The 23007-nt window shown below is 55.8% G+C and carries 24 protein-coding genes; 7 read left to right on the top strand and 17 right to left on the bottom strand.

From position 1 onward, the window contains the following. Nucleotides 1-30 precede the first annotated feature (30 nt). From CDA56_RS11030 to CDA56_RS10995, 8 genes are all read right to left on the bottom strand, one after another. The gene (locus CDA56_RS11030; RefSeq protein WP_004105725.1) at nt 31-1332 is read right to left on the bottom strand and encodes a TRAP transporter large permease; all 1302 of its coding nucleotides are present in this window, start codon (nt 1330-1332) and stop codon (nt 31-33) included. Continuing rightward, complete coding sequence (locus CDA56_RS11025; RefSeq protein WP_014226842.1) at nt 1332-1835, bottom strand: TRAP transporter small permease; 504 nt, start codon at nt 1833-1835, stop codon at nt 1332-1334. The genes CDA56_RS11030 and CDA56_RS11025 overlap by 1 nt, the downstream gene beginning before the upstream one ends. A 46-nt stretch (nt 1836-1881) precedes the next feature. After that, on the bottom strand, nt 1882-2868 hold the full coding sequence (locus CDA56_RS11020) for a TRAP transporter substrate-binding protein (RefSeq protein ID WP_014839537.1): 987 nt from the start codon (nt 2866-2868) through the stop codon (nt 1882-1884). A gap of 305 nt (nt 2869-3173) precedes the next feature. Then, on the bottom strand, nt 3174-4310 hold the full coding sequence (gene hemW / locus CDA56_RS11015) for a radical SAM family heme chaperone HemW (RefSeq protein ID WP_102803246.1): 1137 nt from the start codon (nt 4308-4310) through the stop codon (nt 3174-3176). Then, a complete protein-coding gene (locus tag CDA56_RS11010) occupies nt 4303-4896 on the bottom strand; it encodes an XTP/dITP diphosphatase (protein WP_004854157.1) in 594 nt (197 codons plus the stop codon). Before CDA56_RS11010 ends, hemW begins: the two co-directional genes overlap by 8 nt. Nucleotides 4897-4908: 12 nt before the next feature. Further along, nucleotides 4909-5199 carry a DUF167 family protein YggU gene (gene yggU, locus CDA56_RS11005; protein WP_004854155.1) on the bottom strand — a complete coding sequence of 97 codons (291 nt, stop codon included), beginning with the start codon at nt 5197-5199 and terminating at the stop codon, nt 4909-4911. Continuing rightward, nucleotides 5196-5762, bottom strand: a complete 567-nt coding sequence (locus tag CDA56_RS11000) for a YggT family protein (RefSeq protein ID WP_004105714.1) — start codon at nt 5760-5762, stop codon at nt 5196-5198. The genes yggU and CDA56_RS11000 overlap by 4 nt, the downstream gene beginning before the upstream one ends. Before the next feature lie 17 nt (nt 5763-5779). Next, nucleotides 5780-6484 carry a YggS family pyridoxal phosphate-dependent enzyme gene (locus CDA56_RS10995; RefSeq protein ID WP_046877685.1) on the bottom strand — a complete coding sequence of 235 codons (705 nt, stop codon included), beginning with the start codon at nt 6482-6484 and terminating at the stop codon, nt 5780-5782. Between the two features lie 16 nt (nt 6485-6500). On the opposite strand from CDA56_RS10995, the gene CDA56_RS10990 reads away from it, so the two are divergent. Both CDA56_RS10990 and CDA56_RS10985 read left to right on the top strand, forming a co-directional pair. Continuing rightward, nucleotides 6501-7481, top strand: coding sequence for a type IV pilus twitching motility protein PilT (locus CDA56_RS10990; RefSeq protein WP_102803245.1), 981 nt, complete (start codon nt 6501-6503; stop codon nt 7479-7481). A 348-nt stretch (nt 7482-7829) separates the two neighbouring features. After that, a complete protein-coding gene (locus CDA56_RS10985; protein WP_014226837.1) occupies nt 7830-8483 on the top strand; it encodes a LuxR C-terminal-related transcriptional regulator in 654 nt (217 codons plus the stop codon). A 55-nt stretch (nt 8484-8538) separates the two neighbouring features. Here CDA56_RS10985 and ruvX read toward each other — a convergent pair whose 3' ends face one another. The 8 genes from ruvX to metK all read right to left on the bottom strand — a co-directional run bounded on the left by ruvX (nt 8539) and on the right by metK (nt 15790). Then, entirely contained in the window at nt 8539-8955 is a 417-nt protein-coding gene (ruvX, locus tag CDA56_RS10980; protein ID WP_014226836.1) for a Holliday junction resolvase RuvX, read from the bottom strand. After that, a complete protein-coding gene (locus CDA56_RS10975; RefSeq protein WP_014226835.1) occupies nt 8955-9518 on the bottom strand; it encodes a YqgE/AlgH family protein in 564 nt (187 codons plus the stop codon). Before CDA56_RS10975 ends, ruvX begins: the two co-directional genes overlap by 1 nt. Before the next feature lie 176 nt (nt 9519-9694). Further along, nucleotides 9695-10642 (bottom strand): glutathione synthase, encoded by a 948-nt coding sequence (gene gshB, locus CDA56_RS10970; RefSeq protein ID WP_103813968.1) that lies wholly within the window; start codon nt 10640-10642, stop codon nt 9695-9697. Nucleotides 10643-10662: 20 nt separating this feature from the next. Next, the gene (gene rsmE, locus CDA56_RS10965) at nt 10663-11394 is read right to left on the bottom strand and encodes a 16S rRNA (uracil(1498)-N(3))-methyltransferase (protein ID WP_032720268.1); all 732 of its coding nucleotides are present in this window, start codon (nt 11392-11394) and stop codon (nt 10663-10665) included. A gap of 91 nt (nt 11395-11485) precedes the next feature. Further along, nucleotides 11486-12193 carry a deoxyribonuclease I gene (endA, locus tag CDA56_RS10960; RefSeq protein ID WP_014226832.1) on the bottom strand — a complete coding sequence of 236 codons (708 nt, stop codon included), beginning with the start codon at nt 12191-12193 and terminating at the stop codon, nt 11486-11488. A 94-nt stretch (nt 12194-12287) separates the two neighbouring features. After that, the gene (locus CDA56_RS10955; RefSeq protein WP_024274713.1) at nt 12288-12788 is read right to left on the bottom strand and encodes a SprT family zinc-dependent metalloprotease; all 501 of its coding nucleotides are present in this window, start codon (nt 12786-12788) and stop codon (nt 12288-12290) included. Between the two features lie 75 nt (nt 12789-12863). After that, on the bottom strand, nt 12864-14258 hold the full coding sequence (locus tag CDA56_RS10950) for a sugar porter family MFS transporter (RefSeq protein WP_004854145.1): 1395 nt from the start codon (nt 14256-14258) through the stop codon (nt 12864-12866). 377 nt (nt 14259-14635) lie between these two features. Next, nucleotides 14636-15790: a methionine adenosyltransferase gene (metK, locus tag CDA56_RS10945; protein WP_103813966.1), complete on the bottom strand. Its 1155-nt coding sequence runs from the start codon at nt 15788-15790 to the stop codon at nt 14636-14638. A gap of 467 nt (nt 15791-16257) precedes the next feature. Here metK and CDA56_RS30890 point away from each other — a divergent pair, with 467 nt between their 5' ends. The 4 genes from CDA56_RS30890 (at nt 16258) to speB (ending at nt 19741) form a co-directional block, all read left to right on the top strand. After that, complete coding sequence (locus tag CDA56_RS30890) at nt 16258-16407, top strand: hypothetical protein (protein ID WP_155774231.1); 150 nt, start codon at nt 16258-16260, stop codon at nt 16405-16407. A gap of 85 nt (nt 16408-16492) precedes the next feature. Continuing rightward, nucleotides 16493-16624, top strand: a complete 132-nt coding sequence (gene yqgB, locus CDA56_RS10935) for an acid stress response protein YqgB (protein WP_075210876.1) — start codon at nt 16493-16495, stop codon at nt 16622-16624. An 8-nt stretch (nt 16625-16632) separates the two neighbouring features. Continuing rightward, entirely contained in the window at nt 16633-18609 is a 1977-nt protein-coding gene (speA, locus tag CDA56_RS10930) for a biosynthetic arginine decarboxylase (protein ID WP_014226827.1), read from the top strand. Nucleotides 18610-18820: 211 nt separating this feature from the next. After that, nucleotides 18821-19741, top strand: a complete 921-nt coding sequence (speB, locus tag CDA56_RS10925; protein WP_004205166.1) for an agmatinase — start codon at nt 18821-18823, stop codon at nt 19739-19741. 167 nt (nt 19742-19908) lie between these two features. Here the strand turns inward: speB and loiP are convergent, their stop codons facing one another. Then, nucleotides 19909-20667, bottom strand: a complete 759-nt coding sequence (gene loiP / locus CDA56_RS10920; RefSeq protein WP_025105944.1) for a metalloprotease LoiP — start codon at nt 20665-20667, stop codon at nt 19909-19911. 279 nt (nt 20668-20946) lie between these two features. Here loiP and tkt point away from each other — a divergent pair, with 279 nt between their 5' ends. Further along, complete coding sequence (gene tkt / locus CDA56_RS10915; protein WP_004854129.1) at nt 20947-22938, top strand: transketolase; 1992 nt, start codon at nt 20947-20949, stop codon at nt 22936-22938. Nucleotides 22939-23007 lie beyond the last annotated feature (69 nt).

Here is a 23007-nt window from a genome sequence, read left to right as displayed (position 1 = left end):
CGCCCGCAGGTAGCGATTATGGTCAGTCGATCACATCAGCCCCAGCAGCTGCGGAATAAACAGCGAGATCTGCGGGATATAGACAATCATCATCAGCGCGATCAGCAGGGCGGCGTAGAACGGTAGCAGCGGTTTGATGAGCTGCTGAATTTTAACGCCGGAAATGGAGCAGCCAACGAACAGCGCGCTGCCTACCGGCGGCGTCAGCAGACCGATGCACAGGTTGGCGACCATCATGATGCCGAAATGCACCGGGTCCATCCCTAAATCCTGCGCGATGGGCAGGAATATCGGCGTGAAAATCAGCACCGCCGGGGTCATGTCCATAAAGATCCCAACGATTAACAGCACGATATTAATCAGCAGCAGTATCACCACCGGGTTTTCTGACACCCCCATTAGCGCATCGCTTATCATGTAGGGAATGTCGGCGTTGGTCATCGCCCACGACATGCCGACGGAAAAGCCGATCAGCAGCAGCACGATAGAGGTCATCACCACCGATTCAAGGATCAGCTTCGGCAGATCGCGCCATTTCACTTCCCGATAAATGAGCACCGACAGGATAAAGGTGTAGACCACGGCGATAGCCGACGCTTCGGTAGCGGTAAAAATGCCGCCGAGGATCCCGCCCATCACAATAATCACCAGCAGCAGGCTGGGCAGGGCGTCGAAAAACGCTTTTGCCGCCTGGGCGCAGGTGGGGCGTTCAGAAACCGGATAGCCGCGACGTTTAGCAATGACGGCACAGACCACCATAATAGCCAGGCCCATCAGAATGCCCGGCAGATAGCCGGCCATAAACAGCGACGCGACCGACACGCCGCCCGCCGTCAGGGAAAAGACGATCAGCACGTTTGACGGCGGAATAAGCAGGCCCGTGATGCACGACGAGACGTTCACCGCCGTGGAGAAAGCCGGATCGTAGCCTTTCTGCGTCTGAATGGGGTTCAGCGTGCCCCCTACCGCGGCGGCGGCGGCGACCGCCGAGCCTGAAATCGAGCCGAACATCATGTTTGCCAGCACGTTGACGTGGCCCAGAGAGCCCGGTACGCGTCCGACCATCACCTGAGCCAGATTGATTAAGCGTATGGCAATCCCGCCGCTATTCATCAGCGTACCGGCAAAGATAAAGAATGGAATCGCCAGCAGGGCGAAGTTATCGAGGCCGTTCGCCAGGCGCTGAGAAACCGTAATCACCGCGATATCCCACGGGAACATCAGCAGCATTGAACCGACGGTGGCGATGCCGATAGAGAAGGAGATAGGTACGCCAATAAAAACCAGAATAAAGAAAGAGCCAAATAGCATCAGTGCGATATAGCTGTCCATCAATTTGCCCCCGCTTCAGCGTGCTTCATGTTTTTTAGCCCATTGCTGACAAAACATACTGCGTAAAACATCATAATGAGGCCGGTTAACGGCAGGATCAGATAGACGTAGCCCATGGGGATCTGCATTGCCGCTGAGACCTGGGAGGTCGACAGCGTTTTTTCAATCAGCTTCACGCCGCCGGTCACAATCACCGATCCGGCAAAAATAAAGATCAGCAGATTAATGATGACGCTGAGCAGCGCCTGCCTGCGGGGAGGGAGCGTCATCGCCAGTAAGTCGATAGCCAGATGACGCTGGGCGCCGACGGTATATGCCGCACCCAGTAGCCCGACCCAGATCATCAAAAAGCGCGCCAGCTCGTCGGTCAGGGTGCTGGGCTGGTTGAGTACGTAGCGGCTGAACACTTGCCAGACGACGCAAACAACCAGCGCAATCATAACGGCGACGGAGAATGCGGCGATCGTGCGGTCCACCGCCAGCTTTATGCGGTTAAGTATCATCATTGTTTTCCCGATGAAAGCGGGCCAGCGGCTGGCCCGCTAAGTGTTATTCGGCGGCAGCTTCAAATTTGGCCAGCAGGGCGGCCTGCTTCGGATCTTTTTTGAACTCATCAAACAGCGGCTGCACGGCGGCGCGGAACGGCGCTTTATCCACTTTGATAATTTCGCCGCCCATGGCTTTGGCCTGCGCGCGGGTGTCGGCATCGATCTTGTCCCACAGTTTTTGCTGATACGCTTCGGAAGCTTTCGCCGCCTTGATCAGGATTTGCTGCTGATCCGGCGTCAATTTGTCCCAGGTTTTACTGGAAATAACGAGGAAATCCGGGATGGAGGCATGTTCATCTTCTGAGAACACTTTCGCGATTTCGATATGGCGCGTTTGCACCCAGGAAGGCACGTTGTTCTCCGCGCCATCCACCACGCCCTGCTGCATGGCAGTATAAACTTCACCAAAGGAAATAGGGGTTGGCGAACCGCCCATTAATTCGACCATTTTTAAGGTTGTCGGGCTGGCCTGGACGCGGATCTTCAATCCTTTTAAATCTTCCGGTTTAGTGATGGGCTTTTTGGCGTAAAAACTGCGGGTCCCGGCAACATAGGCGGAAAGCGCAAAGAATCCTTTATCTTTCGTGGACTCCATAATTTCCTTGCCCACGTCACCAAAGACGACTTTATTGAAGTGATTCTGATCTTTAAACAGGAACGGTAAATTATATATCGCGTAGACGTTATCGAATGATTCCAGATCGCTGGCGGAACCTTTGGTCATATCCAGCGCGCCGTTTTGTAATAGCTCCATCGTTTCGCGCGCGCTGCCCATCTGGCTACTGGGATATATACGAATCTTCATATCACCGTTGGAAAGTTGGTTAACCTCTTTGGACATCGCCTCAAAGGCCTGATGGACAACGTGGCTACGTTCGAGGTTATGTGCCAGTTTTAACGTGACTTTTTCAGCTGCGCTGGCGCCGGAAGCGAGCAGGGCAAGCAGAGATACACACGCCAGAGAACGAGAAAAAGAGAGTTTTTTCATGAGTCGGCTCCATGCACTTAGGGTAATTGGTCAATATCTTAAAGGGTATTCCTTGTTTCTGTATGACATATTATCCTTGTTGTCGTACATCTTTAAGCTGTTCTGACTCACACTTTTTCGCAATCAGGCGATCAAATACGTATTTTTGTGCGGTAGGTTATATTTATTTTTAATAAATGAATGTGAATTTATTTTTATTGGAAATGTTGAATTGAGATGATTCGGAAATAGGGATATTGATATTTCGGAAAAAATGAATAATTAATTATCCCGTTATTTTTATAACGGGATAAGCATAGCGAGGTTTATTCGCTGAGGAATAATTCGAGAAGGGAGTTCAAAAAGAGCTTACCGTGCTCGGTAATCTGCCAGCAGCGCTCATCTTCCGTCAGATAGCCCTCAGCAATGGCGGCATCGATTTGCGGACGGATTGTACGCTCATCAAGCCCGGTGTAGCGGCTGAATTCATCTCGCGGCGCCGCTTCCAGCAGGCGGAAACGGTTCATAAAGAACTCGAACGGCTTATCCGCATCTTCCACATCATGCTGGCGCTCCAGATAACGGCCTTCCATATAGCCGCGCGGGTGGCGGGTTTTCGCCGTCCGCAGAATGCGCCCGTCCGGGAAGGACACTTTGCCGTGCGCGCCGCAGCCAATGCCCAGGTAGTCGCCAAAGCGCCAGTAGTTCAGGTTATGCTGGCACTGATATCCCGGCTTAGCGTAGGCGGAGGTTTCATATTGTTGATAGCCCGCCGCGCTGAGCAGGCTGTGCCCCTGCTCATAAATATCCCACAGCGCGTCGTCGTCCGGCAGGGTCGGCGGACGCGAGCCAAACAGGGTGTTTGGCTCAATGGTCAGCTGATACCAGGAGAGATGCGGCGGATTGAGCGCAATCGCCTGACGCAGGTCGTCCAGCGCCTCTTCCAGAGACTGATCCGGCAGACCGTGCATTAAATCGAGGTTAAAGCTGCGCAGTCCCAGACCGCTTGCCAGGTTTGCCGCGCGTTTGGCTTCCTGCGGCCCGTGGATGCGCCCGAGACGCTGGAGCTTCTGTTCGCTAAAGCTCTGTACGCCGATGGAGATGCGATTAATACCTGCGCGCTGATACTCGACAAAACGGTCCGCTTCTACGGTGCCGGGGTTGGCTTCCATCGTGATTTCCGCGTTGCCCGCCAGGGGAAGAGCTTCCCGCACGCCGTCGAGCAGAGTTTGCATCGCCGGGCCTGAGAGCAGGCTCGGCGTACCGCCGCCGATGAAAATAGTCCCGATTTCACGTCCCTGCGCATAGTGGGCGTCGGCCCGCAGATCGTTCAGCAGATGCTGAACGTAGTCGTCGTGCGGTACCTCGCCCTTCAACGCATGCGAGTTGAAATCGCAGTACGGGCATTTCTGCACGCACCACGGGATGTGAATATAGAGGCTCAGGGGCGGCAAATTAGCCATTACGTAAGGCTTCCAGTAACAGTTTGAGCGCGCGTCCGCGGTGGGAAATGGCGCTCTTTTCTTCACGGCTCAGCTCCGCTGCGGTTTTACCTTCCGTCGGAACAAAGAATATCGGGTCGTAACCAAAGCCGCCGCTGCCTGCGGCTTCGCGAGCGATGATGCCCGGCCAGCTGCCGTGGCAAACCAGCGGGGTGGGATCTTCCGCATGGCGCAGATAGACCAGCACGCAGTGGAATTGCGCCTGGCGCCGATCGTCAGGCACGTCGCGCAGCGCGTCGAGCAGCTTTTCGAGATTGCGCTGGTCGGTCGCGTCTTCGCCGGAATAGCGGGCGGAATAGATGCCGGGCGCGCCGCCTAACGCATCAACGGCCAGACCTGAGTCATCGGCGATGGCCGGGAGGCCGGTAATCTGCGCGGCATGACGCGCTTTCAGAATGGCGTTTTCGATAAAGGTCAGGCCGGTTTCCTCTGCGGAATCCACGCCCAGTTCGGTTTGCGCCACGATATCGAGGCCAAAATCTGCCAGCAGCGAGGCCAGCTCGCGCACTTTCCCGGGATTGCCGGTGGCGAGAACAACTTTTTGCATATGAGATCCTGTTTATTCTTTCAGGGCGGCGACCCCATCGGGGATCTGCTGCGGATGAATGATTTTTATCTGTTTGTGGCGGCCCAGTTCGCCTTTCTCAATAAGCACCTGGCTTTTCGCTACGCGAAACTGTTTGGCGAGGAATTTTACCAGATGGGCGTTGGCCTGGCCGTCAACGGGAGGCGCGGTAATGGCGACTTTAAGCTCGTCGCCATGTAAACCAACGATGCTGTCGCGGCTGGCCTTAGGCTGAATATACAGCCGTAAGACCAACCCATCAGCGCAGGCTTCGACGGCACTCATAGCGCCATCCACAGCCCCGGAAGCAGAACGTTGCCGGTAGCCTGCAACAGTTCGGCGATACCCATGTTGATCACGTACAGCAGCAGAACCAGCACCATCGGCGAGAAATCAATGCCGCCCATCGATGGCAGCAGTCTGCGGATCGGACGCAGCAGCGGATCGGCCAACTGCATCAGGACATATTCCACCGGGCTGCGTCCCTGGCTTACCCAGCTCATGATTGCCATGAGCAGGAGAACCCAGAATATCAGCGAGCCGACGGTTTTAATGAGGATCAGCAGCGCGGAGATCCAGATAATCGGCTGGAAGGTGACGACCATAAACAGCACGATAGCTTTCACGACGCAGAGAATAAAGGCGACCAGCAGGGAGGCGCTGTCGAGCGGCCCCATCGCCGGGATAATGCGGCGCAGCGGCCCAACGACAGGCTGCGTAGCCTTGACCACGAACTGCGAAAACGGGTTATAAAAGTCGCAGCGCGCCCACTGCATCCAGACGCGTAACAACACGACCATTGTGTAAAGCTCAATGACCGTTGAGAGCAGGAAAGTCAACGTCTTCATGGCGTTCCTCAGATTCCTTATTTTTTGCTGTAGTCGCGCGCGCCGAAAATTGCGGTTCCGATGCGCACCATAGTGCTTCCCGCCGCGATGGCGGCTTCCATATCATCCGACATTCCCAGCGACAACGTATCGACGGTAGGGTAGTGCGTTTTTAGCCGCGCAAATGCTACCGCCATTTGTTGGGCGACGGCAAACTGCCTTACATATTCTGACTCTGGCGCGGGAATGGCCATTAAACCGCGCAGCTGCAGATTCGGCAGTTTCGCGATCTCTGCCGCCAGCGCGTCCAGCTCGTCAACGGGAATGCCCGACTTGCTCTGCTCATCGCTAATATTTATTTGAATCAGTACGTTAAGCGGCGTCATTTGCGCAGGTCGCTGTTCGCTAAGGCGCATGGCGATCTTCAGGCGATCGACGGTATGGCACCAGTCAAAATGCTCGGCCACCAGACGGCTTTTATTGGACTGCAGCGGCCCTATAAAGTGCCACTGTAGCCCGGTTGCGCCCTTTTCCTGAAAGTAGCGGATTTTCTCCACCCCTTCCTGAACATAATTTTCGCCAAACGCGACCTGGCCTGCGGCCATCGCTTCTTCGATAGCGCCCGCAGGTTTCGTTTTACTGACTGCAAGCAATGTAACTTCTTCTGGAGCACGGCCGCAGCGTGCGGCAGCGGCTGAGATTTTGTCCCGGACCTGTGCCAGGTTATGCGCAATATCGTTCATATACCGAGGATGAGTTATGGAACTGGAAGAAATAGTGGCCCTTAGTGTAAAGCATAACGTCTCCGATCTACACCTGTGCAATGCTTCAACGCCGCGCTGGCGTCGCCAGGGCAAGCTGGAGCCCGCGCCGTTTACCTCTCCGGATATTGGCAAGATACTCGCTGATTGGCTCAACGCCGAGCAGCTCGCCCAGTGGCAGGCCTGCGGACAGGTCGATTTCGCGCTGGCTCCGGCGGACGGGCCGCGTCTGCGCGCCAGCGCATTTGTCCACAACCGCGGTCTGTCGCTGGCCCTGCGTCTGCTGGCGGAAACCTGTCCGCAGCTGGCGGATCTCGGCGCGCCGACCGCCTTAACGGAGCTGCTCAATGAGGAGAGCGGGCTTATCCTGGTCACGGGCGCCACCGGTAGCGGGAAATCCACCACCCTGGCGGCGATGGTGGGCTATCTTAATCAGCGCCTCAATGGCCATATCCTGACGCTGGAAGATCCGGTTGAGTTTATTCACCGCAGCGAGCGCTGCCTGATCCAGCAGCGGGAAATAGGTCGCCACTGCCCCTCATTTGCCGCGGCCCTGCGCGCTGCGCTGCGTCAGGACCCGGATGTCATTCTGCTAGGGGAACTGCGTGACAGCGAAACGATCCGCCTGGCACTGACCGCGGCGGAGACCGGACATCTGGTTATGGCGACGCTGCATACGCGCGGTGCGGCACAGGCGGTTGAAAGGCTGGTGGATGTTTTTCCTGCCCAGGAGAAAGAGCAGGTTCGTAGCCAGCTGGCGGGAAGTTTATGCGCGGTGCTGGCACAAAAATTGTTTCCGGATACTGCTGGCGGAAGAGTTGCGCTATACGAGCTTTTGGTTAATACCCCGGCGGTGGCGAATTTGATCCGCGAGGGGAAAACGCATCAGCTGCCCGGCGTGATGCAAACCGGGCAGCAATTCGGGATGCAAACTTTTACGCAAAGCTTTCAGCAACGTACGGCTGCGGGTCTTTTATAGCTGCATCTTTTATATTCAGACATCATACCAATGGCTTGTTATGATAATGTTTTATTAATGTTTGGTATCATTATTTTATATTACAAATAAGTACCTAAAATTAAGCCGAATAATGCACGCTATGAAAAACGAATTGACATAAACCTCCCATAACCAGGAAAAAAGTTTGATAATCTTTTGACTCTCTTAAGGCATTCGATTTATGCTGTTTACAGGGATAGGAAAATTCCCATGGAATAATGTTTCAAGGTGTAAGTTTGGTTTGAATTTATAAATACACCAGCGATCGTATTCTTGTTAATTCATTTAACCGCTATGAAGGCGGGAATCAACTAAGGAGAGTTTTAAGTGATTAATTTATCTGAGAATTCGGCTTTTTCTCACCAGGTTACTTTTATTACTCACCCCTCTATTCAAAGCAAAGCATTCGCAACCTGGCTGGCTGAGAAGTTATCTGCATCAGTCGTTCTGCAAAATATTAACAAACCCCTCGCGCAGCGTCTTTTGAAAGATTCTGTAATATTATTTGATATTGCAGTTTCAAATAAAAAGTTGAATAGCGTATGGCGTGACATTATTCGTCTGCAGGCGGATAACCCCCGTTTATTGATTATCAATAGCGCGCAAAAGTATGAGCTCTACGAAATGGCGCAGTGGCCAGCGCTGTACGGCGTTTTCCGTCATGACGATGATGAATCGCGCTTAATTGAGGGCGTTAAGGCTGTGCTGAACGGCGAACAGACGGCTGAATTGAGCGTGATGCACCCGGCGATGTATGCTGCGGATCATGTATCGGCGCCTGCGGAAAATTCACCGCTGACCGAGCGTGAATGTGAAATCCTGAATGAACTTCGCTGCGGGGCGACCAATCTGGATATTGCCCGCGCGCTGTTTATCAGTGAAAACACGGTGCGTACCCATCTGTACAACGTGTTCCGTAAGCTAAGCGTGAAGAACCGGACTCAGGCGGTCAGCTGGGCGAATGAGCATTTGCGCCACTAAAAATGAAATCAGGATGATGGCGCCTGCCGCTGCGGTAGGGCGCCATCATTGATGTTCAGAAACTTTGCTCGAAGTAGCTTTCCAGAATAATGACTGCAGAAGCGGAATCCACGCTGCCTTTATTGAGCGCCCGGAATCCACCGTGTTCGAATAGCCCGGCTCTGGCTTCAACCGTGCTCAGACGTTCATCATGCAGGGTTATTTGCACGCCGAAGCGGCCGTGGATTTTATTCGCGAAGTTGCGTGCGCGCGCGGTGAGGGGCTGTTCCGTACCGTCCATATTCAGCGGCAGGCCGACAATCACGGCTTCGGGCTGCCACTCTTTCAGCAGCTTTTCGATAATATTCCAGTCAGGCTTACCGTCCTGCGCTTTCAACGCGGGAAGGGGGCGGGCAGTGCCTGTGATGCGCTGCCCTACGGCGACGCCAATGCTTTTGGTGCCAAAATCAAAGCCTAAAAAAGTGCCGCTCATTACGCATGCCCCGCTTCGGCTGGCATCGTCACGATATCGATGCCAATGAGCTTCGCAGCATCGCGCCAGCGGTCAGCTATCGGCGTGCTGAACAAAATATTCCGATCGGCCGGCGCGGTGAGCCAGGCGTTATCCAGAATCTCTTGCTCCAGCTGGCCTTTCTCCCAGGAGGCATAGCCCAGCGCAACCAGCACGTTGTCCGGCTGTTTATCCGTACCCAGCGTTTCGAGCACGTCGCGGGAGGTGGTGATCACCGTGTTATCGGAAATACGAATGCTGGAAGAAAAGTCGGAAGGCGGCGAATGCAGTATAAAACCCCGATCCTCGGCCAGCGGGCCGCCAACCATCACCGGTTTATCCAGGCGAATCTCGGGATTGCGCGGTTCAGGCGTGATTTTTAACTTCTCCAGGATCCCTTCAACCTGCAGATTTTCCATCGGCTTATTGATGATGATGCCCATGGCACCGTCATCGTTATACTCGCAGATATAGACTACGGAGCGACGGAACATCGGGTCCTGGAGAGCAGGCATGGCAATTAGAAAGTGATGCTGTAAATTCATTGTCAGAGGTTCTGTTCCTGGTTCAAAAAAGCAGCACCCAGTATGCGGGTAAAGCAAGGGAGTGTCGATTCACTTTATCTTGCAGGCTCAAGGCGCGTTGCCGGTATGAACCTGAGCGTGAATCTCCTGAGCTGGCTCCAGGCTACAGGCGCTGGCCTGTAGCCTGAATAAGCGCTTTATTTATTGAGGCGCTTCTCGATGGCATCCATCAGCATCCCGGTAATGGAAATCGGGAAGGCGGCTTCGATTTCACGTACGCAGGTGGGGCTGGTGACGTTAATTTCCGTCAGGCGATCGCCAATGATATCCAGACCGACGAAGATTAAGCCTTTGGCCTTCAGCGTCGGGCCCACGCGGCGGGCGATAGCCCAGTCGCTTTCGGTCAGCGGGCGCGCTTCGCCACGACCACCGGCCGCAAGGTTACCGCGGGTTTCGCCGCCCTGCGGGATACGGGCCAGGCTGTAAGGAACCGGCTCGCCGTCAACCACCAGCACGCGCTTATCGCCATCTTTAATGGCCGGCAGATAGTTCTGCGCCATGCAGTAGCGGCTGCCCAGCTCGGTTAGCGTCTCGGTAATCACGCCGAGGTTGGGGTCACCCTCTTTAACGCGGAAAATGGAGGTGCCGCCCATACCGTCCAGCGGTTTGAGAATGACATCGCCATGTTTTTCCCAGAAGGCTTTCAGCTGGGCTTTATTACGGGTGACCAGCGTTTCCGGAGTCAGCTCGGAGAACCAGGCGGTAAACAGCTTTTCGTTACAGTCGCGCAGGCTCTGCGGCTTATTGACGATCAGCGTGCCTTGCTCTTCGGCGCGTTCGAGGATGTAGGTCGCGTAGATAAACTCGGTATCGAACGGCGGATCTTTACGCATCAGAATGACGTCAAGGTCCGCCAGAGGCAGATCCTGTTCGCCGTTGAACGCGTACCATTTATCGTAGTTCTGCTCGACGCTCAGCTTACGCGTACGGGCGCGGGCTTCGCCGTTGATTAAGTACAGATCGTTCATCTCCATATAATGGAGTTCATAGCCGCGACGCTGCGCCTCCAGCAACATGGCGAAGCTGGTGTCTTTCTTGATGTTGATGGTTGCGATGGGGTCCATCACGATGCCGAGCTTAATCATTGTTCTTCTCCGTTAACGCTTCAACCTAAGTCGCCAAAACGCACCTGCAGGGCGGTAATGGCAGTGAGCGCAGTTGTCTCTGTACGCAGAACGCGCGGTCCCAACAAGATATCAGTAAACCGGTAGCGAGCGGTCATCGCTATCTCTTCTGCCGAAAGCCCGCCTTCCGGGCCAATCAGCAGCCGGATACGTTCGACCGGCAGCGGCAGCGTATTAATGCTGGCGCTGGCGCGAGGGTGCAAATTAAGCTTCAGGCCCTCGTCCTGCTCCGCGCACCAGGCTTCAAGCTGCATGGCGGGGCGGATCTCCGGCACCACGTTGCGGCCGCTTTGCTCGCAGGCGGCAATGGCGATTTTTTGCCACTGCTGGATCTTCTTCTGCAAACGTTCGGCGTCCAGTTTAACGCCACAGCGCTCGGAAAACAGTGGCGTTATGAGGCTTACGCCAAGTTCGATCGATTTCTGGATGGTGAATTCCATTTTTTCGCCGCGGGACATCACCTGGCCTAAATGGATATGCAGCGGGGATTCGCGGTTATCCATTTTGCTGCTCTGAACGTCAACCAGAACGTTTTTCTTACCTGCCTCGACAATGACCGCCTCGAAGACCTGATTGCTGCCGTCAAAAAGCTCAATTGTCTGGCCTTTACCCATGCGTAAAACGCGACCGACGTGGTTGGCCGCGTCGTCGGAAAGGGCTATCTGGCTACCCGTGGTAATCGGTTCCGGGTGATGGATGCGAGGAATGCGCATGCTTGATATTCCGTTCTTTGCGCAGATATTCTCCTCCCCCGTGGCAGGGGAAGGAGTGAAGCTGCAAATTAACAATTGCCGCTAGTGTAGGTTAGCTCTTTTGCGCCTGGCAAGCCTGCAGGACGTAAGGATTATGGTTGCCCTGAACTTTTGCAATACGCGCGTCGCGTTCGCACTCCCAGGTTGTTACCGGGTACAGCTTATCCCAGGCGGTAAACAGCTGGGTTTGCTGGCGGGAAAGATTGAGCTGGTAGCGGTCGCGCATATAGAAGTAGGTTCTGGCGATAGCGCCCCGGGCGCGAGCCGGCGGCTCGGCAACTTTATCTTTAAAATCAACCTTCATCGCGCACTGGCCGTACTGGCCTTCGCCGCCGTTCCACTGGCTGTACATAAAGTTGGCGCGGTCGCCGTTGACCTCACCGACCGCCGGCTGCAGGTTATGCATGTCGCTTTCCATCTTGCGGTATTCCGGATCTTTAGCGCAGTTTTTACGCCCGCCGTCCTGCCAGCATTGACGCTGATGGCCAAACTGCCACGCGGGAACCACATGCTCCCACTCGACCCGGCTGGCGCGATTTTCATTTTTACGCACTTTATAGCCACAAGATTCCAGGTCGATAACCCCCTTTTTTCCCTGCCAGTTGATTTTACAGCCGCAGTAGAAATCGCCGGGGGCGTCGGCATTGACCTTGACCCCAGCGGTCTTGGCCTGAGAAAAACTGTTGATTCCTTCCGCTGCAAGCGGGGCGCATACCGCCGCGCTGAGAAACGCGGCAGCAAAAATATGAATACGGGACATCGTTAACTCCGTGTCAAAACGAGCCCGCAACGTATCGAATGTGATTGCCAGACGCAATCAGTCAGATCAGAAAATTTCCAGTTATTTCCGGAGATTACTTTTCCGCCACCAGAACATCTCCGCAGCGCACGCAGCGATAGGTGGCCTCCCCGCGCATCACGCGATTATGGCGGCGGACGGTAAGCTGGTGCTGCTGGCACTGGCAGCGGTAGGGGAAGGTATTTTTACGCACTGAATCGAGTTCGAAACGATGGGTGCGCAGAGCAGGAACGCCCAGCACGCTTTCCATCATCCATTTCCACTCTTTGCCGTGCGGCGCCACGCGGCCAAAGTGCTTCCATACCAGCAGGTGGGCCAGCTCGTGCGGCACGACTTCATCAATAAACGCCTGCTGGTTTTCCAGCAGCAGCACCGGGTTAAGGCGGATTTCATTTTTCTCCAGCCAGGCGGTACCGGCGGAGGTTCCCCGCTGCTGATAAACCAGCACCGGTTCAGGGTAATGTCGTCCCAGCTTGAGGTTCGCTTTGGCAAGATTTTCCCGCAGGCTGCGCATAACGGCCTGTTGGAGGGCAATGGGAATTCGGGGTGTTTTCATAGCGCCAGAGGATAGTGCGGCGGGATGAGGAGAGCAAGAAGAAGCTTCCTCCCGGGAGGGAGGAAGCGGGTTAGTCTAGTCGCGCGCGCCGATTTCGCGCAGCTTACGGCCTTTCATCAGGTTACGTTCGATATGTTCCAGCGAAACGTTTTTGGTTTCCGGGATCAGCCACAGGGTCAGGAAGATGAACAGGATGTTCAGGCCGCCATAGACCCAGAAGGTGTTGGCGCTGCCCAGCGAGTTCAGCATGGTCAGGAAGGTCGCGCCGACGATCATGTTGGCAATCCAGTTGGTGGCCGTTGAGCAGGTGATACCGAAATCACGCCCTTTCAGCGGCTGGATTTCGGAGCACAGCACCCAAATCAGCGGGCCGGCGCTCATCGCAAAGCCAACGATAAACATCAGCAGCATCAGGACGGCAAAGTACTGCGCCGTGGCGGAGTGAATGCCGATATGCATCATGCTGCCCAGTACGCCCATGCCGAGCGCCATAACGATAAAGCCGAGGATCAGCGTCGGCTTACGGCCCCAGCGGTCAACCAGTCCGATGGCGATAAAGGTCGCCAGAACGTTGGTCAGCCCCACGATGACGGTTCCCCACATCTGTTCGGTGGTGTTGGTATAGCCCGCCAGTTCAAAAATCTTCGGCGCGTAGTACATGATGACGTTCATACCGGTGAACTGTTGCATCACCTGCAGCAGGACGCCGAGGAATACCGCACGGCGGAAGTTGCTGTTTTCTTTAAACAGCGACCAGCCGGACTGTTTTACCTTCAGGCTTTCGCGGATCTCATCCAGCTCGCGTTTCGCTTCAGCGCTGGTGTCGCGCAGGCGCAGCAGGACGCGTTCGGCGTCGACAAAGCGGCGCTTAGCGGCAAACCAGCGCGGGCTGTCAGGCAGGAAAACCACGCCAATCAGCAACAGCACCGCCGGGATAATAATCACCCCGAGCATCCAGCGCCAGGCGCCGCTGTAGCTGAATGCCGTATCGGAAAGATAGGCGCCGAGAATACCAATGGTAATCATCAGCTGATACATCGAAATCATGCTGCCGCGGATTTTTTCCGGGGCGATTTCAGACAGATACAGCGGGGCGGTGTAGGAGGCGACGCCCACGGCAAGGCCGAGCAGCACGCGGGAGAGCAGCAGCACTTCCACGTTCGGTGCGGCGGCGGAGAACAGCGAGCCGGCAACGAACAGGATGGCGCCAATCATCAGGCTTTTTTTACGCCCGAGTTTGAAGGAGAGCCAGCCGCTGCCCACCGCGCCGACGGCGGCGCCGAACATCATAGAGCTGACCACCCACTCCTGAGTGTGGGCGCTTATCTGGAACTCGTTGGCAATAAAGGGTAAGGCACCCGCAATAACACCGATATCAAGGCCGAACAGCAGGCCAGCCAGTGCGGCGAGGAAACAGACAAAGAACGTCATCGTCTTGTTGGAACGCCCTTGTTTTTTGTTGTCAGGCATAACGCCCTCCGGTTGAGTTATTGATCTTGTCGATGCGTAGGGTAGGTAAATACGTCGTAAAAAAATGTGATAGTAATCACGGCTGTGTAATCGGTTACACTAGAGTAAAGAAACGTAATGACTATAAACGCATTTAAATCAGTATATTAATTAAGTTTAGCTCAAGAAATTAAAAGCGCTAATCGGACTTTACTGAAATATTGTGTAACAAAGTGAAGTCTTATTACATTTTGCATGCAATAACGGAAAAGGTTTGCTCTGCATATGATGTAATCGCTTCCATAAAAGGGAGTTGCAGGCGGTATGCCGGGCGGCTGAGGGGCGTAAAATAAAAAGGCCAGCGCGAGGCTGGCCTTGAAAGCGAGGAGAGCGGCGTCTTATTTCAGACCGGACGCTTCGCGCAGCTGGGCCGCTTTGTCGGTTTTTTCCCACGGGAAATGCTCGCGGCCAAAGTGGCCGTATGCCGCCGTCTCTTTGTAGATCGGGTGCAGCAGATCCAGCATCTGAATCAGGCCATACGGACGCAGGTCAAAGAACTCGCGCACCAGCAGGGTCAGCTGCTCAGAAGGCACTTTTTCGGTACCGAAGGTTTCAACCATGATTGAAGTTGGCTCCGCCACGCCGATGGCGTAGGAAACCTGGATTTCGCAACGATCGGCCAGGCCAGCGGCAACGATGTTTTTCGCCACATAGCGCGCCGCATAGGCCGCAGAACGGTCCACTTTAGACGGATCTTTACCGGAGAACGCGCCGCCGCCGTGACGAGCCATGCCGCCGTAGGTATCAACGATGATTTTACGCCCGGTCAGGCCGCAGTCGCCCATGGGGCCGCCGATAACAAAACGGCCGGTTGGGTTGATAAAGAATTTGGTCGCGCTGTTCAGCCACTCGGTCGGCAGAACCGGTTTGATGATCTCTTCCATCACCGCTTCCTGCAGCGATTTCTGATCGATGCTTTCGGCGTGCTGTGTGGAGAGAACGACCGCATCAATACCGACAACTTCGCCGTCGTCGTACTGGAAGGTGACCTGGCTTTTCGCATCCGGGCGCAGCCACGGCAGGGTGCCGTTTTTACGCACTTCAGCCTGACGCTGCACCAGACGGTGCGCATAGGTGATCGGCGCCGGCATCAGCACGTCGGTTTCGTTAGTGGCGTAGCCAAACATCAGGCCCTGGTCGCCCGCGCCCTGTTCCAGCGGATCGGCACGGTCAACGCCTTGGTTGATGTCCGGAGACTGTTTACCGATGGCGCTCAGCACCGCGCAGGAGTTGGCGTCAAAGCCCATATCGGAATGCACGTAGCCAATTTCACGGACCGTGTTGCGGGTGATCTCTTCGATATCAACCCATGCGCTGGTGGTGATTTCACCACCGACCAGAACCATACCGGTTTTGACGTAGGTTTCACATGCTACGCGCGCTTTCGGATCCTGTTCGAGGATCGCATCCAGCACGGCGTCGGAGATTTGGTCAGCAATTTTGTCGGGATGCCCTTCTGATACGGACTCTGACGTAAAGAGGTGTTTTGCCATGTTTTATTTCACCTGTGGACGATTCGGGTAGCTCATACTGTTGTGTAGAATGGCTTTGACGGATGACTCTACCAAAGCTTGCAGGTAGTGACACGAGCAGTCTGAGTGTTAATCAGTATAGATGGATTAACTTCTGGACGGCTATTTTAGGGCAGTTCTTGACCCCATTTCCAGCCTTTTTTGATATTCGTCGCATTTATAGAAAAAGGGCAGTGGCAATTTTTCCTGACAATACCCGGCAACGCGCATATTTTTATTTTGCTTTTTACCCCGCTTCTCGGTATAAAACGCCGCGCGCGGCTCATTAAAACAGCGCACGAGCACTCACCTCGTGACGCCACTTCCAGCCGGGTTAAGCAGTCTCTATTGACAGAGTCCCGCAGCGGCGTTTTCGCTGGCTGTCCGGAACCTATAGCTTTGGCTTGTCGCTGGCCCGACTCGGGGCAGTGTGGAGGTGATACCAGATAATGAACCCACGTTTTTCGCCTGATTCGTCGCGTCGTTCCGTCGCGCGTCACTACTCCTCAATCCGCATCTCTCTCATGCAAACCAGCCGATGTTCTACCCATCTCGGCGCTTCTCAGGATTCCCGGGCCGGCAGGCTGCTGGAAAACTGAACAAGGGCGCTCTTGCGATAGCAAGGGTTTTCTCGTGGTTTCTCCGGACTGTCATACTCCGTTCGGGTACGTGTTTTACGATGATATGAATAAGAAACCGGTCGCTCAGCCGCAAGACCAGCACTATCTACTGGGATTTCGGACTGTTTATGGGTTGTTATCGCTTCTTCGGATTGCGATAGTAGTCAACTGTTTTACACTTGTTACTAAAATTTGAGGTTCGCTATGTCTGACGACATGTCTTTATCTTCGCCTTCGTCAGCAGGCGATCACGGTGTACTACGTTCCATGCAGGAGGTTGCGATGAGCTCCCAGGAAGCCAGCAAGATGCTACGTACTTACAATATTGCCTGGTGGGGTAATAACTACTACGACGTTAACGAACTGGGCCATATTAGCGTCTGCCCGGATCCTGACGTCCCGGAAGCGCGCGTTGACCTTGCCGAGCTGGTGAAAGCGCGTGAAGCTCAGGGGCAGCGCCTGCCTGCGCTGTTCTGCTTCCCGCAGATTTTGCAGCACCGCCTGCGTTCGATTAACGCCGCCTTTAAACGCGCGCGCGAATCTTATGGCTATAACGGTGACTACTTTCTGGTTTATCCGATCAAGGTTAACCAGCATCGCCGCGTGATTGAATCGCTGATCCACTCCGGCGAGCCGCTGGGCCTGGAAGCTGGCTCCAAGGCCGAGCTGATGGCGGTACTGGCGCACGCCGGTATGACCCGCAGCGTGATTGTCTGTAACGGTTATAAAGACCGTGAATATATCCGCCTGGCGCTGGTGGGCGAAAAGATGGGCCACAAGGTCTATCTGGTCATCGAGAAAATGTCCGAAATCGCCATCGTGCTGGAAGAGGCCGAGCGGCTGAACGTGGTGCCGCGTCTCGGCGTGCGCGCGCGTCTGGCTTCGCAGGGCTCCGGTAAGTGGCAGTCCTCCGGCGGCGAAAAATCCAAATTTGGCCTCGCGGCGACCCAGGTTCTGCAGCTGGTTGAAATTCTGCGCTCAGCCGGGCATCTGGACAGCCTGCAGCTGCTGCACTTCCACCTTGGCTCGCAGATGGCCAATATTCGCGATATCGCCACCGGCGTGCGCGAATCGTCGCGTTTCTACGTTGAGCTGCACAAGCTGGGCGTGAATATTCAGTGCTTCGACGTTGGCGGCGGTCTCGGCGTCGACTATGAAGGGACCCGTTCGCAGTCCGACTGCTCGGTGAACTACGGCCTGAACGAATACGCCAACAACATCATCTGGGCGATTGGCGATGCCTGTGAAGAGAACGGCCTGCCGCACCCGACGGTGATCACCGAATCCGGCCGCGCGGTCACGGCGCACCACACCGTGCTGGTATCGAATATTATCGGCGTTGAGCGTAACGAATATACCGAGGCGACCCCGCCCGCGGAAGACGCCGCGCGTCCTCTGCAAAGCATGTGGGAAACCTGGCAGGAGATGCAGGAAACCGGCAATCGCCGCTCGCTGCGCGAATGGCTGCACGACAGCCAGATGGATCTGCACGATATTCATATCGGCTACTCCTCCGGCACCTTTAATCTTCAGGAGCGCGCCTGGGCCGAGCAGCTGTATCTCAATATGTGCCATGAAGTGCAGAAACAGCTCGATCCCAGCAACCGCGCGCATCGCCCAATTATCGACGAACTGCAGGAGCGTATGGCGGATAAGATCTACGTCAACTTCTCCCTGTTCCAGTCGATGCCGGACGCCTGGGGTATCGATCAGCTATTCCCGGTGATGCCGCTGGAAGGGCTGAATATGGTGCCGGAACGCCGCGCGGTGCTGCTGGATATCACCTGCGACTCCGACGGCGCGATTGACCACTATGTGGATGGCGACGGTATTGCGACCACCATGCCGATGCCGGAATACGATCCGGATAACCCGCCGATGCTGGGCTTCTTTATGGTAGGCGCCTACCAGGAGATCCTCGGCAATATGCACAACCTGTTCGGCGATACGGAAGCCGTCGACGTGTTTGTCTTCCCTGACGGCAGCGTCGAAGTGGAGCTGTCTGATGAAGGGGATACCGTCGCGGATATGCTGCAGTACGTGCAGCTCGATCCGAACACGCTGTTGACCCAGTTCCGCGATCAGGTGAAAAAGACCGATCTCGACGCTGACCTGCAGCAGCAGTTCCTTGAAGAGTTCGAGGCCGGTTTATACGGCTACACTTATCTGGAAGACGAGTGATCTATGCCCTCTCCGTAGCGGAGAGGGAAGAGGGAGAGAGAGGCCTGGTTCACCACTTGCCAGACTCACTTGAACGCGTAGACATTTACGGCGATAATTCGGCCAACTAAGCAGTAAACTCATTCAAACCCTTCCTCGTCGGGCCTAACGACGCGGAAGGGTTTTTTTATATTTGTATTTCAATACAACGACTGTAAAAGAGGTCATACCCATGAGCACCTTAGGTCATCAATACGATAACTCCCTGGTATCCAACGCATTTGGTTTTCTGCGTCTACCGATGAATTTCATGCCGTACGACAGCGATGCGGACTGGGTCATCACCGGCGTACCGTTTGATATGGCGACCTCCGGACGCGCGGGCGGCCGTCATGGCCCGGCGGCGATCCGCCAGGTGTCGACGAACCTTGCGTGGGAGCACAACCGCTTCCCGTGGAATTTTGACATGCGCGAGCGCCTGAACGTCGTGGACTGCGGCGATCTGGTTTACGCCTTTGGCGACGCGCGTGAAATGAGTGAAAAGCTGCAGGCCCACGCGGAAAAACTGCTGGCGGCAGGAAAACGCATGCTCTCTTTTGGCGGCGACCACTTTGTGACGCTGCCGCTGCTGCGCGCTCATGCGAAGCACTTTGGCAAAATGGCGCTGGTGCATTTCGACGCCCATACCGATACCTACGCCAATGGCTGCGAATTTGACCACGGCACCATGTTCTACACCGCGCCGAACGAAGGCCTGATCGATCCGAATCATTCGGTGCAGATCGGTATCCGTACCGAGTTTGATAAAGACAACGGCTTCACGGTGCTGGATGCGGGCCAGGTAAACGATCGCAGCGTTGACGATGTGATTGCGCAGGTGAAACAGATCGTCGGCGATATGCCGGTGTACCTGACCTTTGATATCGACTGCCTGGATCCGGCGTTTGCCCCGGGTACCGGTACGCCGGTGATCGGCGGCCTGACCTCCGATCGTGCGATCAAGCTGGTGCGCGGCCTGAAGGATCTGAACATCGTCGGCATGGACGTGGTGGAAGTCGCTCCGGCCTACGACCAGTCCGAAATCACCGCCCTGGCGGCGGCGACGCTGGCGCTGGAAATGCTCTACATTCAGGCGGCGAAAAAAGGCGAATAATCAGGTCGCTTACAGCGTGCGTTTTCCTCGAACGACCTGGAGGCGCAGTGCTTGCACCGGCCTAAGAATGAGTGCAGGTTGTGTTGCCGGGTAAGGTGTGAGCCGCTACCCGGCATACCGATAAGCTCCCCCAATTCTGTTTGTTATGCCACTTGGGGAGCCGGGGCTTACTTAATCCCGTCGGCCTTCATGCGATCGCGGATATGCTGAGCGCGTGCTTCCGATGCCGGGTGGTCATCAAACATGGAGCTTTGGCGTCCGGCTTCCAGCTGCGCCAGTTTCTCGAAGCTGGTGGCAAGTCCTGCCGGATTAATGCCGCGCTTGCGCAGCAGATCGTACGAGTAGTCGTCCGCTTCCGATTCCTGACGCTGGGAGAACTGCGAGTTCACCAGCTTCTCGCCCAGATCGCCCAGCTGCGACTGCGACAGGCTGCCGACGATGCCGCCCGCGGAGGCCGCCGCCGCGCGTACCGCGTTGGTGCCCAGCGCTACCTGCATCCCTTTCTTCACGTGGCCCAGCGCGACGTGGCCCATTTCGTGGCCGATAACCGCTTCGACTTCATTATCATTCATCAAATCCATCAGTCCGCTGTAAACGCGGATGCAGCCGTTAGCCATGGCGAAGGCGTTAACGTCTTTAGTTTGATACACCTTGTAGTTCACCGGCTGACCGTTAATGTTATCCCCCAGCGCGGCGGCGATTTTACTCAGGCGTTTGCTGTATTCACTGCTGGCAGGCGCGATAGTCGCTTTCGCATCCATCTCCTGACAGGCTTTGTCGCTTAAGGTTTTCACCTGCTCGTCGCTGAGCGAATAAGCCTGGAAAGCCTCCGCGCCGGAGCTAAGCAGGCCGTTGGAATCCATGTTCTGGCATCCGGTAAGCGTGGCTGCGATCCCAAGGGCAAGAAGAGCTGAGCGAATTTTCATTTTTTTATCTTCCACAATCTTATGGTTATTTATCCGAAAAAACGGCGATGGCTGCCTGCCGTATCCTGTGCAAATTATAAATACTATATGAGAATGCGGGCGAGAGGATTACGCCGTAGCACAACGTGTTCCAGAGATTTCTTAAACGGCAAAAGGATGCTCCATGTACATGCTTTGCCGCTTAGGTTACATTGTTCACACTTTTTTCCGGCGTAGCCCAAAACGCGCTGTCGTCAAGTCGTTGCGGGCATGGCCTTCATTATCCGATCTGGAGTCAAAATGTCCTCACGTAAAGAGCTTGCTAACGCTATTCGTGCGCTGAGCATGGACGCAGTACAGAAAGCCAAATCCGGTCACCCGGGTGCCCCGATGGGTATGGCTGACATTGCCGAAGTCCTGTGGCGTGATTTCCTGAATCATAACCCGCAGAACCCGTCCTGGGCCGACCGCGACCGTTTTGTCCTGTCCAACGGCCACGGTTCCATGCTGATTTACAGCCTGCTGCACCTCACCGGTTATGATCTGCCGATTGAAGAGCTGAAGAACTTCCGTCAGCTGCACTCTAAAACGCCGGGTCACCCGGAAGTCGGCTACACCGCGGGCGTGGAAACCACCACCGGTCCGCTGGGTCAGGGTATTGCGAATGCGGTTGGTATGGCCATCGCGGAGAAAACTCTGGCGGCGCAGTTCAACCGCCCGGGCCACGACATTGTTGACCACTTCACCTACGCGTTCATGGGCGACGGCTGCATGATGGAAGGTATCTCTCACGAGGTATGCTCCCTGGCCGGTACCCTGAAACTGGGCAAGCTGGTGGCGTTCTATGACGACAACGGCATCTCTATCGACGGTCACGTGGAAGGCTGGTTCACCGATGACACCGCGAAGCGTTTTGAAGCCTACGGCTGGCACGTGGTGCGCGGCGTTGACGGTCACGATGCTGACTCGATTAAACGCGCGGTAGAAGAAGCGCGTGCGGTCACCGACAAACCGTCCCTGCTGATGTGCAAAACCATCATCGGTTTCGGTTCGCCGAACAAAGCCGGTACCCACGACTCCCACGGCGCGCCGCTGGGCGACGCGGAAATCGCGCTGACCCGCGAAGCGCTCGGCTGGAAACACCCGGCGTTTGAAATCCCGTCTGAAATCTATGCCCAGTGGGATGCCAAAGAAGCAGGCCAGGCGAAAGAGTCCGCGTGGAACGAGAAATTCGCCGCCTACGCCAAAGCCTTCCCGCAGGAAGCCGCCGAGTTTACCCGCCGTATGAAAGGCGAGATGCCGGCTGATTTCGACGCGAAAGCGAACGAATTCATCGCGAAGCTGCAGGCTAACCCGGCGAAAATCGCCAGCCGTAAAGCGTCCCAGAACGCCATTGAAGCCTTCGGCCCGCTGCTGCCTGAGTTCCTCGGCGGCTCCGCTGACCTGGCGCCAAGTAACCTGACCCTGTGGTCCGGCTCTAAGGCCATCAACGAAGACACTGCCGGTAACTATATCCACTACGGCGTACGTGAATTCGGTATGACCGCGATTGCCAACGGTATCGCCCTGCACGGTGGTTTCCTGCCGTACACCTCCACCTTCCTGATGTTCGTCGAGTACGCGCGTAACGCGGTACGTATGGCGGCGCTGATGAAACAGCGTCAGGTGATGGTCTACACCCACGACTCCATCGGTCTGGGCGAAGACGGCCCGACGCACCAGCCGGTTGAGCAGGTGGCTTCCCTGCGCGTCACCCCGAACATGTCAACATGGCGTCCGTGCGACCAGGTGGAATCCGCCATCGCGTGGAAATACGGCGTAGAGCGTCAGGACGGCCCGACCGCGCTGATCCTCTCCCGTCAGAACCTGGCGCAGCAGGAGCGTACCGAAGAGCAGCTGGCGAACGTCGCCCGCGGCGGCTACGTGCTGAAAGACTGCGCGGGACAGCCGGAGCTGATCTTCATCGCCACCGGTTCTGAAGTGGAGCTGGCGGTTGCCGCTTACGAAAAACTGACTGCCGAAGGCGTGAAGGCGCGCGTGGTTTCCATGCCGTCCACCGACGCGTTCGACAAGCAGGATGCCGCTTACCGTGAAGCCGTGCTGCCGAAAGCCGTCTCTGCGCGCGTGGCCATCGAAGCGGGTATCGCCGACTACTGGTTCAAATACGTGGGCCTGAACGGCGCGATCGTTGGCATGACCACCTTCGGTGAGTCTGCGCCGGCGGAGCAGCTGTTTGAAGAGTTTGGCTTCACCGTGGATAACGTGGTCGCGAAAGCGAAAGCGCTGCTGTAGTTCTTTTACCGCCTCCGGGCTACGGGCCAGTGCGGTCGGGTAGCCCGGGAAGGTGCGCAGCACCGCCTC

The sequence above is a fragment of the Klebsiella michiganensis genome, assembly GCF_002925905.1.
GTDB lineage: Bacteria > Pseudomonadota > Gammaproteobacteria > Enterobacterales > Enterobacteriaceae > Klebsiella > Klebsiella michiganensis.
This window is presented reverse-complemented; position numbering and strand designations above follow the sequence as displayed.